Source organism: Longimicrobium sp. (genome assembly GCF_036387355.1).
Taxonomy (GTDB): domain Bacteria; phylum Gemmatimonadota; class Gemmatimonadetes; order Longimicrobiales; family Longimicrobiaceae; genus Longimicrobium.
In genome coordinates this window covers 1-11,498 of sequence record NZ_DASVTX010000523.1, presented here as the reverse complement: position 1 = coordinate 11,498, position 11,498 = coordinate 1, and the positions used below count along the sequence as shown (strand labels likewise).

Annotated in this window: 18 protein-coding genes; 4 read left to right on the top strand and 14 right to left on the bottom strand. The window is 65.1% G+C overall.

Annotated elements, in window-relative coordinates:
* Nucleotides 1-805 precede the first annotated feature (805 nt).
* The 5 genes from VF665_RS22740 to VF665_RS22720 all read right to left on the bottom strand — a co-directional run bounded on the left by VF665_RS22740 (nt 806) and on the right by VF665_RS22720 (nt 3,608).
* Nucleotides 806-1,006: a hypothetical protein gene (locus VF665_RS22740; protein WP_331055770.1), complete on the bottom strand. Its 201-nt coding sequence runs from the start codon at nt 1,004-1,006 to the stop codon at nt 806-808.
* A complete protein-coding gene (locus VF665_RS22735; protein ID WP_331055769.1) occupies nt 1,006-1,854 on the bottom strand; it encodes a 1,2-phenylacetyl-CoA epoxidase subunit PaaC in 849 nt (282 codons plus the stop codon). Before VF665_RS22735 ends, VF665_RS22740 begins: the two co-directional genes overlap by 1 nt.
* A complete protein-coding gene (locus tag VF665_RS22730; RefSeq protein ID WP_331055768.1) occupies nt 1,851-2,144 on the bottom strand; it encodes a hypothetical protein in 294 nt (97 codons plus the stop codon). Before VF665_RS22730 ends, VF665_RS22735 begins: the two co-directional genes overlap by 4 nt.
* Before the next feature lie 124 nt (nt 2,145-2,268).
* Nucleotides 2,269-2,667, bottom strand: coding sequence for a metal-sulfur cluster assembly factor (locus VF665_RS22725; RefSeq protein ID WP_331055767.1), 399 nt, complete (start codon nt 2,665-2,667; stop codon nt 2,269-2,271).
* The gene (locus tag VF665_RS22720; RefSeq protein WP_331055766.1) at nt 2,667-3,608 is read right to left on the bottom strand and encodes a Phenylacetic acid catabolic protein; all 942 of its coding nucleotides are present in this window, start codon (nt 3,606-3,608) and stop codon (nt 2,667-2,669) included. Before VF665_RS22720 ends, VF665_RS22725 begins: the two co-directional genes overlap by 1 nt.
* A 408-nt stretch (nt 3,609-4,016) precedes the next feature.
* Between VF665_RS22720 and VF665_RS22715 the strand changes: the two genes are divergently transcribed.
* Together VF665_RS22715 and VF665_RS22710 are read left to right on the top strand one after the other, a co-directional pair.
* Nucleotides 4,017-4,439, top strand: coding sequence for a hypothetical protein (locus tag VF665_RS22715; protein ID WP_331055765.1), 423 nt, complete (start codon nt 4,017-4,019; stop codon nt 4,437-4,439).
* Nucleotides 4,440-4,442: 3 nt separating this feature from the next.
* Nucleotides 4,443-5,195, top strand: a complete 753-nt coding sequence (locus VF665_RS22710) for a hypothetical protein (protein WP_331055764.1) — start codon at nt 4,443-4,445, stop codon at nt 5,193-5,195.
* Between the two features lie 27 nt (nt 5,196-5,222).
* On the opposite strand, the gene VF665_RS22705 is transcribed toward VF665_RS22710, so the two are convergent.
* Nucleotides 5,223-5,702: a DUF4365 domain-containing protein gene (locus tag VF665_RS22705; protein ID WP_331055763.1), complete on the bottom strand. Its 480-nt coding sequence runs from the start codon at nt 5,700-5,702 to the stop codon at nt 5,223-5,225.
* Nucleotides 5,703-5,786: 84 nt separating this feature from the next.
* Entirely contained in the window at nt 5,787-6,083 is a 297-nt protein-coding gene (locus VF665_RS22700; protein WP_331055762.1) for a helix-turn-helix transcriptional regulator, read from the bottom strand.
* 199 nt (nt 6,084-6,282) lie between these two features.
* On the opposite strand from VF665_RS22700, the gene VF665_RS22695 reads away from it, so the two are divergent.
* Complete coding sequence (locus VF665_RS22695; RefSeq protein ID WP_331055761.1) at nt 6,283-6,450, top strand: hypothetical protein; 168 nt, start codon at nt 6,283-6,285, stop codon at nt 6,448-6,450.
* Between the two features lie 79 nt (nt 6,451-6,529).
* Here the strand turns inward: VF665_RS22695 and VF665_RS22690 are convergent, their stop codons facing one another.
* The 7 genes from VF665_RS22690 to thyX form a co-directional block, all read right to left on the bottom strand.
* A complete protein-coding gene (locus VF665_RS22690; RefSeq protein WP_331055760.1) occupies nt 6,530-6,775 on the bottom strand; it encodes a Txe/YoeB family addiction module toxin in 246 nt (81 codons plus the stop codon).
* A 28-nt stretch (nt 6,776-6,803) separates the two neighbouring features.
* Entirely contained in the window at nt 6,804-7,091 is a 288-nt protein-coding gene (locus VF665_RS22685; protein ID WP_331055759.1) for a type II toxin-antitoxin system Phd/YefM family antitoxin, read from the bottom strand.
* A gap of 106 nt (nt 7,092-7,197) precedes the next feature.
* Complete coding sequence (locus VF665_RS22680; RefSeq protein ID WP_331055758.1) at nt 7,198-7,545, bottom strand: hypothetical protein; 348 nt, start codon at nt 7,543-7,545, stop codon at nt 7,198-7,200.
* A gap of 13 nt (nt 7,546-7,558) precedes the next feature.
* A complete protein-coding gene (locus VF665_RS22675) occupies nt 7,559-8,056 on the bottom strand; it encodes a nuclear transport factor 2 family protein (protein WP_331055757.1) in 498 nt (165 codons plus the stop codon).
* Nucleotides 8,057-8,179: 123 nt separating this feature from the next.
* Nucleotides 8,180-8,572 carry a hypothetical protein gene (locus VF665_RS22670; RefSeq protein ID WP_331055756.1) on the bottom strand — a complete coding sequence of 131 codons (393 nt, stop codon included), beginning with the start codon at nt 8,570-8,572 and terminating at the stop codon, nt 8,180-8,182.
* A gap of 302 nt (nt 8,573-8,874) precedes the next feature.
* Entirely contained in the window at nt 8,875-9,861 is a 987-nt protein-coding gene (locus VF665_RS22665) for a DUF4365 domain-containing protein (protein ID WP_331055755.1), read from the bottom strand.
* A 72-nt stretch (nt 9,862-9,933) separates the two neighbouring features.
* The gene (gene thyX, locus VF665_RS22660; protein WP_331055754.1) at nt 9,934-10,716 is read right to left on the bottom strand and encodes an FAD-dependent thymidylate synthase; all 783 of its coding nucleotides are present in this window, start codon (nt 10,714-10,716) and stop codon (nt 9,934-9,936) included.
* A 155-nt stretch (nt 10,717-10,871) separates the two neighbouring features.
* Here thyX and VF665_RS22655 point away from each other — a divergent pair.
* Nucleotides 10,872-11,498, top strand: a 627-nt coding sequence (locus VF665_RS22655) for an ABC transporter substrate-binding protein (RefSeq protein WP_331055753.1), incomplete at its 3' end; no start/stop codon positions are given.

Below are 11,498 nucleotides of genomic sequence, written 5' to 3'. Positions count from 1 at the left end.
TCCTTCAGGATGACGCTCAGACGCCGAGACGCTGAGCAGAGCTTGTGGCGCAGCGCAGCCTCCTTGAGCCCCGGACCGTGAGTGTCATTCTGAAGGAGGCGCTGCACGGGCCGTCTGCGCGCTCGGATTCTGGCGCCGACTGAAGAATCCCGCGACACAGTATCCGATGCACGACCGGTTGCGCGGCGCGTTCTCGCGTCCGCGGGTGCTGCCGAGAGTCTGAGGCATGCCGCGCCGGCCCTCGTCACGCCCGACGCTTCGGCCCGGGATCCTTCCGTCGCACATGGTTCGGCGCGGGTGACGCTCCGGTGTGCTGCTCCTTCAGGATGACGCTCAGAGGCCGAAACGCTGAGCAGAGCTTGTGGCGCAGCGCAGCCTCCTTGAGCGCCGGACCGTGAGTGTCATTCTGAAGGAGGCGATGCACGGGGCTGTCCGCGCGCTCGGATTCTGGCGCCGACTGAAGAATCCCGCGACACAGTATCCGAAACACGACCGGTTGCGTGGCGCGCTCTCGCGTCCGCGGGTGCCGCCGAGAGACTGAGGCATGCCGCGCCGGCCCTCATCGCCGCTGACGGTTCGGCCCGGGATCCTTCAGTCGCACATGATTCGGCGCGGTGGACGCTCCGGTGCGCTGCTCCTTCAGGATGACCCTCAGACGCCGTGGTGGGAGGCCGGCAGGGTTACGCAGCACGCTCCCCGTTCCGCGCGGTGGCATCCCGCGCCTGGTGCATCCAGGGCAAAAGACAAGGACGCAGGGAACCCATGTGGTTCTCTGCGTCCTTTCGACTTCGGTTCCGTCGCCGGATCAGTCGTCGTGGTCGTCCCACTTGATGAACTCAAAGGCGGTGCGGCAGTCGCGGCACCAGTACTGGGCCACGGAAAGCTGCCCGCCGAACGGGTTCACCACGTGCGTCTGCGTACCGTCACAGAACGGGCATGGCGCGGACTCGGGGAGCAGCCCATCCGTGTCCTGGGAGGATGACGCGGGGCGCGTGGGCTCCGCCATCAGTCCATCCGGAGCGCGCGGTTCTTGTCGCCGCGGGCGCGCGCGGCGGTGGTCTCGTCCAGCGAGCCGCCGGAACGGCGCGTGACCGGGTCCCATCCGCTCCAGTCCAGCGCGGCATCCGCCGACCAGCCGTCCGCGGCGTTCGTCACGCCGAGCGCGTCCGCCATCCCCATGTCTTCCAGCACCGGGCCCACGCGCGCCAGAAAGCGGCCGCGAAGCTCGGAGGGCGAAAATCCGCTCAGCCCCTCGGCCACCAGGCGCTGCGCGGAATCGGCCGCATCGTCGCCCAGCCAGAGGAGCGACGGGGCGAGCATGCGGGCCAGCGCGGCCTGCAGTTCGTCCCGCGCGGCGGGGACGGCGGCCATGCGGCGCGCCCAGCCCGCGGCGTACTGAAAGTGGAAGCGCTCCTCGTCCAGCATTTTCTGAACGCGGTTGTGCGCCGGCGCGTAGCGGCTCTGCAGCAGCGAGCCGTACTGGGCCGTCAGCGCCGAATCCACCAGCAGCATCCCGGCAATCAGCTCCGCCCAGGAGCCGAAGCCGGCGTCCAGCGCGGGGTGGCTGCGGTACTCCGCCGCGGGGCGCTCGTACTCCAGCGCCTTGGGCTCGTCGCCAAAGTCGCCCAGCAGCGCATAGGTGAGGCGCGCGTGACCCCACTCGTCCTGCGCCATGCTGGACGCGGCGATGCCGGCCTCCAGCGTGGGCGCGCCCAGCATCTTGTCGCTGTAGCGCAGCCCCAGCACGCGCTTGCTGTCAGCGAGCGAGAGGATCAGATCACGGAGCGCCTGGCGGGCGTCGTCGGGCAGGGCGGACGCGGAGTCCACGCGCGCCTCGGGTGCGGCGATGCTCATGCGTTCTCCCGGACGACTTCGGCGCCGCCGTACGAGGCGGTGGCCTTGGTGTGGACGAGGCCCTGGTCGGTGTGCCCGCCCATGCGGGTAACGAACTGGCTTTCGTCCGGGTCCACGGGAAGGATGGCGGAGCGGGGAACAACGCACATCTCGTCCCAGTTCTGCTCGTCGTAGGTCTTCCACGCGTACACGCGGGCCAGGTCGCCGGTCATCGCGTTGACGAAGCCGATGTGGCGCAGCGGCTCGCCGCGGCCCTTGCGGGCGAACACTTCATATACGGGCTCGATCACGGAAAAGCGCGGTGCGTAAGTGCGAAGGGAAAGTATCCAGTGCCTAGTGCCAAGTGCCCAGTAACGGAGAGCCGCGGCCCTGGCTGGGCACTGGGCACTCCGGCACTGGGCACTTCTGTTCTTCCTACATGCTTACGCCGAACGTCCGCAGCGCGTGGCGGCCGGCTTCGCTGATGCGCGTCTTGGTCCACGCGGGCGACCACACCTCGTTCACCTTCACCTCGTCCACCCCGGCCTCCTGCTTGAGGCGGTCGGTGATGTCGTAGTGGATGAACGCCATGCACGGACAGGCGGTGGCGGTGAAGGTGAGGTCCACCTCCACCGTGCCGCCGTCCTGGCGGATGTCGTAGATGAGCCCCAGATCCACCAGGCTGATGGGGATCTCCGGGTCCATCACTTCGCGCAGCGCGTCCCACAGCGGGCCGGTGCGCGCCTCGGCGGGAACCGGATAGGCGGCGGGCTCGTCCAGCAGCGCCGTGCCCCCGTTCGCCTCAAAGCGCGATGCGCCCGTGGCGCAGGCCATCAGTTGGCCTCCAGCATCTGGCGGAAGGCCTTGCCCTCCTGGATGCTTTCGATGAACTGCCGGTTGGCCGGACCGCGGGCCTTCCACCGCTCGAACACCGTCTCCCAGCTGATCTGGCCCTCGTCGAACAGCCAGCGCTTCTCGTCTTCGTCGTACTGCGCGGGAAAGGCGAAGTCCAGCACGTACTTCTGCTCGTCCTCGCTCCAGTGCGCCGGCACCTGAATGCCGATGGACTCGCAGAGCGGCACGGTGCTCTTCATCCACGTCTGCCGCAGCTCGTCGTTGGTCATCCCCTTGAGCTTGTAGTCCAGCTGCCCGCTGTGGCGCTTCATGTCGTCCGGCAGGCCGAACCACTCCACCGCCATGGGGAACATCCAGTCCACCGCGCGCTGGATCTGCTCCTTGGCCTCGCCGCCGGCGCCGGCCAGGCGCTTCATCCACATTTCGCCGTGGCGCAGGTGGAAGGTTTCTTCCTGGTCCACCTTCACCAGCGCGCGCTTGAGCGGGCCGTACGACGTGTTCTTGAACACGTCGCCCAGCAGGGTAATGCCGGCGCGGTCGTACAGGCCGTTGGCCACCACGAGCTCCGCCCAGTTCTCCAGCGGATGGTCGAAGCCGTACGGATGCTTGAACTCGTGCGGCTGTCGGCCGTAGACGAGCTGTTCCTTGTCCAGGCCCAGGTCCTCCAGCAGGCGGTACGCGATGTTGGCGTGCGCCAGCTCGTCCTGGATGATGGCGGTGGCGCTCACCATCGTGTTCGTCGAGGGCGCGTCCTTGGCCGCGCCGAAGTAGGCGGGCGCGGACACCAGTTCGGTGTCGGCCTGCACCATCAGCTGTACGATCAGGGCCTTGCGGTACCCCTCGGTCATCTCGTCGGGGTACTCCACAATGAAGCCGTTGTGGACTTTTTCCTTCAGCTCTTCGTCGGTGTAGCGGGCCACAGCGTCGTCTCCGTTCCGGGGCGAAGGGCTCGATCAGCCAGTCAGCGTCACGTGCGCGCCCAGTGCGCGCCAAAACCGCCGTCCACGAGCACGGCGGCTTGTCGAACGACCGTTCGAACGATCGTTCGGGGACCGGGAACCTAACCCGCGGGCGGCGCGGGTGTCAAGCCAGCCAGATAGCCCAGGCCGCTAAACCCCACCGAAGCGGCGTGAACGCGGCTATTGCTGAGATTTCACCAGAATGGCTGAAACGGCCTTGTGCTAGCCGCTCTTTGTTTATTTAATTTGGCGGGTGACATCCGGGCCGCCCGTCGCTCACCCGAAGCCGGCATCGCGTGCGGAGTTCGGATAGCTGGAGGCGGACGTGGCGTGAATTCTCCCTTGTTCCGGGGAAGGACAGCAGGCTGAATGGCAGATACGGCATGGGTGGAACATCTCCCCCGTTCGATGCGGCTTCGGTTTGATGGACTTGGCGGTTACACCAAAGCGATCCTCTCAGAAGCGGAGATGCTGGATGAGCTCAGGGCCCCGCAGGTCAGACAAATCCAGACGGTCGTGTTCCTGAAGTCACTCGAGCAATTCCTTCGCGACGGAACAGAAGCGGCGGCTTCGGCCGTAGATCAATTTCAGCAGCTTGGGGTCCCAGGTTTCAGGGTAGGAGGCGACGTTTTCGCGGAGCGCAACGATGCAGTTATGCGCGGATCGCGCTTGGCTGATGGACTACGCGGGGCGATCCGTGATCCTGAGGTGCTAGATCTCCTTTCCTCTAACCTGTCACTCCGCGAAATAATCATCAAAATGGGCCGCCGTTTCTCTGCCGAACGTCGGTGATCGATGGCCGACTGGATCGATGTCGGCGCACTCACTCCTGCGCTCAACGCCTTCTTTGCTGAGAGCAGGTCGGAGATGTCGCGCTTCGGCAATACCGTAAATCAGACGTTTGAGGCCTTTGTGGTAGCTCAGATGATCGCATGGTTCAAAGCCCGGCCCGAATGGACTGTCGAGATCATTAACCCTCTGAACGCCTCTGCCGAGCCGGAGTTTCGTCTGAAGTTTAGTACGCGGGGGCGACCTGAGGGATATTCATATGTGAGATGTACCTCCACGAGCGGAGAGGTTGTTCAGATTCGCCACCAACTTCGGGTGGCCACGCGTCACCACCGCGCCTCAGACAGGCCGGCTGCGAACGTGTGTTTGGATGTAGCTGTTATCAAAGACGCAGACCTGTCCGGACTCGGGACAAATGATTACGTGGATAATGCATCTCTGATCACGTTCGGAGAAGCCAAGCACATGTCCGCCTTCGCGGAACTCGTCGCAAACTTCCTCGGCTTGGTGCACGAGCTACAGCCAGAACGCCTGAAGCGCGTACGAATGAAGCTGTGGCGGTCTCGCCAGAAGGAGTACCCATCCCCGTTCTTGTTTGTTAGCGGCCATCTGTTCTACACTGCGCAAGGCATAACCAACACCATCACTCGCCGAAAATTTGATTTAGATGTTTTCACGAAGTCTAACCTTTTGCAACCTACGTTGCCGCTTCCGACTCGGCCAGCGCCGTCAAAGCCCAAGAGGCGGCGACCGCCCTGAATTTCGGGATGCGGTTATCGCGGACGGCTACTGACGATTAGCGTTGAGTTTTTTGAAGTGAACGTCATCGACGATTTCGTATATCTGTGACCAGTCTAGGTCCGATAGGCGATTCTCTTTGGGGATATGGACGGTGAACGTCTGATTTTCCTCGTTCGGTGGTGGAATATCCCGGAACAGAATCCAGTAGGCCTCGTTTTCCTCTGCAATATATTTTACAAGCATCACGACCTGAAGCTTCTCCCAAAGATAATTGTAAGTCGAGGTCCGAAGCCGAACTGTCTCACTAGCACCGAGGGACCGGTTAGTTGATGATTTTAGTTGGACGAGCAACTCTTGACCTTTGAACCTACCCTGATTGCAAATCTCGACGCGTAAATCAACTCCGTAATCGCGGCGGGGAACTTCGTGAGCCCATTGGGGAGGGAGCTTTGAGACAAAGAAACGCTCTGATAACTCTGCCAATTGGCTAGGTCCGCCGTAGATCGGGTATCCGTTTTCACCCATGCTGGTCGCTCCTGTGGTCGTGTATGGTCGTAGCTTTCAGGGCCTCACTGATAGAGCGTCCTTCAATCAGTCCCAAGGTGGGTCTCATTCTCCTCTGTCTTGCAGGTTCCACATCGGGTTCGCGGAGCGAAGCTCCCCCGCGAGCCGCTCCGCCGCCTCCGCCCTCGCGCGATTCGCGGCCGCTCCACGCTCCGCCATCCCCGCCAGCACCGCCTCCCAGCCCGCACGCGGCTTGTGGCGGCCGGTCTCGGAGCGCCAGCGCTGGGCCATGTTCAGCGTCACCCCGAACTCGGTCGCGACTTCTTCCATCGAATACCCGCATGCCTGACGAAGCCGGTCAACCGCGTGGCGAAACCGTGCGCGTTCGCTTGCTGCATCCATGCTGGTCTATCGGCTACAGGAGTATAAACAAGAAGCCTGCGGTCTACTATATTACAGACCAGCAGGGACAAAGAAAAGGCTGACCGTAACTCCCGCGAAGAAGACCGGCCAGCCTCTACCGCGAACAGACCCGAAGGCCGCCCGCTACCGCAAGTGTAGCCCTGCCGGGCGCCGAGGGTCAAGCCCACCGGAGGCCACGATGCCCAGCACGAAGAAGAGCGCCGAGCCCGCCCCGCAGTCCGGCTACACGATCCAGAAGCGCCGCGGTTACCGGGACTGGATGGTGCTCGATCCGGACGGCGAACTGGTGTGCCTGACCGTCTACAAGCGCGGCGCGATGGAGGTGGTGCGGCGGCTCAGCGTGTGAGTACCAATGAGGCAGCCGCGACGACACTGTCCGCGGCTGCTCCTTTGCTTTCTTTCTGAAGCGCGGCTCTACGCAAATATCAGTAGTGATACCTCGCCTGCAGGAACTCGATGCGGTCGTCGAAGACCTCGTACACGAGCCGGTCGGCTTCCGTGACTCTGCGCGACCAGACGTTCCCGCCCATGTGCTTGAGCGGCTCAGGCTTGCCGATCCCGGCGAACGGCTCCCGAATCACTGCTTCGATTAGATCAAGAACGCGAAGCGCCACCTTTCGGTTCGTGTCCACCCAGAACCGAAGGTCGTCTCGGCATTCGTCCTGAAGCACCGCGGCCCGTTTGGCCTCCGCGCGCTGATCACGCCTCGGTTTCAAGTCCGAGTTCACGTCGCAGTGCCCCAAGGTCCGTGGGGGGCGTGGTGCCCTTGCGAGCGCGGGCCAGCGCGGTCAGCAGGCGAACGGCGTTGGCCGGCGAGCGGAGGAGATGCGTGGTTTCACGCAGGCTGGAAAGCTCTGATGCCGGAATGAGTGCCATGTCCTCGTGCCCGCGCCGCGAGATGACCGCGGCCTCGCGCGTGTCTTCCACTTCGTCCCACACCTCGGCCAAGTGGTCGCGAGCGTGGCTGTAGCTGACGTTCAGCGGCATGGGTGATCTTCCCGATTTCGAGTTCTTGTACAGGAAGTCTGTCGGAGAATCCCGCGACCGTCAAGCCTCCGGATGTAGACCGCGAACCGCCGCAAAAGTTGAACGATCAGGCGGAGCGGAGTTTGTGCTCGAACTGGCCGCCCATGAGCTTGAAGTCCTCGACCCCGCTCAGTGTGCCGTCGTGGTTGCGGATGGTGAGCAGCGCGTCCACCTCCGCCTGCAGCGCGTATCGGGCATCCTCCGCCGCGTCGGCTTCGTCGGGCGACAGATGGTCGTACGAGGCGGCCCAGGCCGCTTCCAGGCGCGCGAAGATCGGGTGGTGCTTCGCGAACGCGGGCAGGGGCGTGAACACGCCCGTGTGCCAGAACATGTCCCCGCCCGTGTAGCGCAGTTCACCGATCTCCTCGCCGCGCGCGAGCAGGACGGCATGGCTGCGGTCCAGAGTTTCTGTCATATCCGAGCCTATCTCAAGCAACCGTCGTGGCACCCGAAGGGGGCGCGGTGTCGCGGATGTACTTGTCCAGCCCGCGATTGGCGGTGGCGCTCACCTTTCGGCGCAGCGGAGGCGCCCAGCCGAGCAGAAGTCCCACGGGGCCCAGCGCCTGCTGCACCCATCGCCAGAACGAGAACGTGTCCGTGTGGCGGATGATGAGGCCGTCGCGGAACTCGAACACCGCATCGATCTCGTTCAGCACCGCGCGCCCGGTCTGCGTGAACGTGTAGCGCGCGTTCCAGTGCGCGCGGCCGGTGCGGTCGCCCGCCTCAATGCCGGAGACGCGGATGTCCAGGTCCGTAGCGCGGCTCGTGAGCATCGCCCACATCGCATCTGCCCGCGGTCCGCGCAGTTCGCCGAACGCGGGATCGCGAAACACGATTTCCGGGTGGTAGCACGCCTGCATTCCCGCCGCGTCGCGCGCCGCGAACGCTGCGTAGAACCGTTCGATGAGCGCCGCGTTGGGATGCATGGCTGACTCCGGGCGGAGAGGGGGGAAGGAAAGCGTCGGGCGGGGTGGATGAACGTCGGGGCACATCCCAAGGACGAAGCGGCACCGCCGGGGCGGTGCCGCTTCGTGTGCTGCCGGGCCGGATCAGGCGGCGGTTTCGCCAGCGCGGTCGGCGAGCAGCGAGCCAACGGCCGATGCCTGTTGCGTGACCTGGAACGTCGTCTGGTCATCGCGCCAGCGGGTCAGCTGGTTGTTCTGGCTCTCCGGCGTGCCCAGTTCGTCCGTGAACTGGTTGACCATGGCGTCGTAGTCCGTTCCCGCCGCGTACGCGAACGTCACGTCGCGCACGGTCTCCGCGGGCGAAAGCTGGATGACGATCTCCGACGCGCCGCCAAAGGTGTGCGCCTTCATCTTCAGCTTGTTGGCGCCCGCGGGTTCGGTAAGGGGCAGCACGTCGGCGGGAACGGGCTCGCCCAGCGTGAGCCTCTGCCCGGTGCCGACTTCTACGAAGCGAAAGATGGGTTGCTGCGATGCCATGGTATAATCCGTACGGTGCGGGTCGGGGCCGTCCTCCTTGCGAGAGGGACACGGGACGGCCCGGGGGAAAAACGGGCGGCGGGGAGTGCCGCCCTGATGGCTCGAGGAGCGCGCGTCAGACCTTGCTGTTGTGGGCCTCGATGGTGTCGACACTAACCGCACCGCGCAGCGCGCGAGTGTCGGTACACATGAGCGGGCCTTCGGATCTCACGAAAGGTTCGCGGCGTAGCAACGACTCCGGCTGGAACTGCACGCGGTGGAGTTCGTGATCAGCACACGGCCGGGGCCGGATAGCGCAGCGTTCAGCGACCGGAGGGCTCGGCAACCGCCGCGATCAGCCGCCCGAACTGCTGGATCAACGGCATGCGCACGTAATCCGCGGCTTGGAACTGCATCCTGATGAACGTTTCCTGCGCAAGCGAGATCCACTCCGGCATTTGAAGCTTCCCCTCACGGGTAAGTCTCGCTTCCCAACTGTGGATGAGGCGGACCAGCATACGCCCGCGCGAAGTCAGCGGAGCGATGAAGGCAGGGTGCATTCCAGCATCGTTCCACTGGATCAGGCAACTGGAGATATCGACATCGGCAATCTGCTGTTCCACCAGGAAAAGGACAAACCCGAACAGGAATTCGTCCTCCGCCCCGCCAAGGCCGATCGGCATCTCGTCATCCTGAAGCGTTTCAGCCACTTCCATGACCAGATCCATCCCGTAGTACACGGAGCGCCCGATGTTCGTCAGGCCATTCGCGAACAGGTCGAGATACGAGAGCGGGAGTGAGGCACTCGGCGATCTCAGGGATGCCAGGGCCGTGAGCAGTTCATCCAATGGAAGGAACGGGCGCCCTGAAGCACCGACGCTGGAGAAGAACGTGTCTCGGCTGACGGACTGCAGATGGTTGGTCTTGGGAACCGCGATGTACCTCTGTGCGGAGCGTTCAGGACTGCGCAATGCGAGCCGCACGTCTGTCCAGAACGTTCCCTCTGCTGGAGAGTGCAGGAACAGCAGCACGGGAAGCGGGAAACGTTCCCAATACCGGCGATGCCGTTCCTCGGGATAGAAGCGCCATGCGTCTCCTCCGTCCCGAAACCAGGATTCGCCACTCTTGATCTGTGCCGCCACCACGCGGCCGATCGTCTCGCCCGAGTCATCCACGAATTCGATCTGCCCGTCGATGCCCACGTCGGCCATCGGCGTCTCGCGCCAGATCAAGCCCAGGCGATTCAGCTCGGCCGCGACCGCGAGCACGCCGGCGCGTTCCGTCAACAGGTTGCCGGGAAGCTGCGTCATGGGAACGCGCGGGGAGGTGGCGAACCCGCGGGGCGCGCCCTGGCACGCGCCACCCGGCGAAGGTGCGACCTGTCAGACTTTTCCGTGCTGTGTCTCGATGGTGGGGATGCCGTCCGGACTGGGGACCAGGTGCATGTCGCTGAAGATGTTGGACGCCTCGACGTGCATCATCCGCAACACGCTCCCCGCCAGGCGCCGGATCTCCATGTCGGCCCCGCCCGACCCCCGGGACTCCATGAAGTGACGCCACGCCCGCGCGTTGCCGGTGACGACGATCTTGGTTTCCGCGCAGTTGGGCAGGATGGCGCGCGCCGCCTGCCGCGCGCGCTTCTTCCGCATGGTCGGGGAGCCGCTGTCGCCTACCTGGTCCGTCAGTTCGTCCAGCAGGTCGCGGTAGCACTCCAGCGCCTGCTCGCACCCCTCCGACCAGAGCTCGAACGCGCGCGAGCCGTCCGTGATCTCCGGCGGCAGCACGAAGGCGATGTTGGACTCGTCCACGTACCGCTGGCTCAATTGGCTGAATCCAAAACCGGCCCTGTGCCGGATCAGCTCGTGGGTGAGCGACCGGCTGACGCCCTCGAGCAGCAGCGTCCACACGGCGTGCTCCAGCACGCTGCCGTGCTTTACCTGCAGAATGTTGCCCAGGTACGCCTCGTTGGTCGTGCGCCCGGGGATGCTCTTGTGCCCGCCCTCCAGCCCGGCGTCCTCGCCGAACGACAAGTAGCACAGCCGCCCGGCGAACTCCGCCACCACCTCGCCCGGGACCTCGCTGTCGCTTTCCCACTGGATGTGCGGGGGATACATGAACTCCTGGCGGGCCAGAAGCGTAACGCGGGGCTCGCGGATGATCTGCATCGAGGGGCCTGGGAGCGAAAGCGGGAACGGGATGCGGCGGCGCGCGGCAAAGCTAGGTGCCCCGGCCCGGAACAACAAGACGGCGCGGCGTTGCGCCCGCACCATTCCCGGCGGCATCTTCTCCGGACACCCAGACTCGTTTTCCGGAGCCGCCGTTGCGCATCGCATCCCTGCTGTCGTCCGCCACCGAGATCGTGTACGCGCTGGGGCTGCAGGACCACCTGGTCGCCATCTCGCACGAGTGCGACTGGCCGCCGCAGTCCCAGCACCTGCCGCGCCTGAGCCGGTCCCGGTTTGATCCCGCCGGCCTCACCAGCGGCGAGATCGACGCGGAGGTGCGCCGCTGCATGGTGGAATACGGCAGCGTGTACGAGATCCACACGGATGCCCTGCGCGAGGCGCGCCCCGACATCATCCTCACCCAGGCCGTCTGCGAAGTGTGCGCGGTCCCCACCGGCTCCGTGCATGACGCCGTCGCGGGCCTTCCGTTCGCGCCACAGGTGGTGTCGCTGGATGCGCACACGGTGGCGGGCATCTTCGCCACCATGCGGCAGGTGGCGGACGCGGCGGGGCAGAGCGCGCTGGGCGTGGCCGCCGTGGAGCGGCTGTCTGCGCGGCTGGACCGTGTCGCAGAGGCGGTCGGCGATCGGCCGAGGCCGCGCGTGCTGGCGCTGGAGTGGCTGGAGCCGCCGTTCGCGCCGGGGCACTGGATCCCGGAGATGGTGACGATGGCCGGCGGCGACAACCTGCTGGGCACGGCGGGCGCGCGCTCCGTGGAAGTG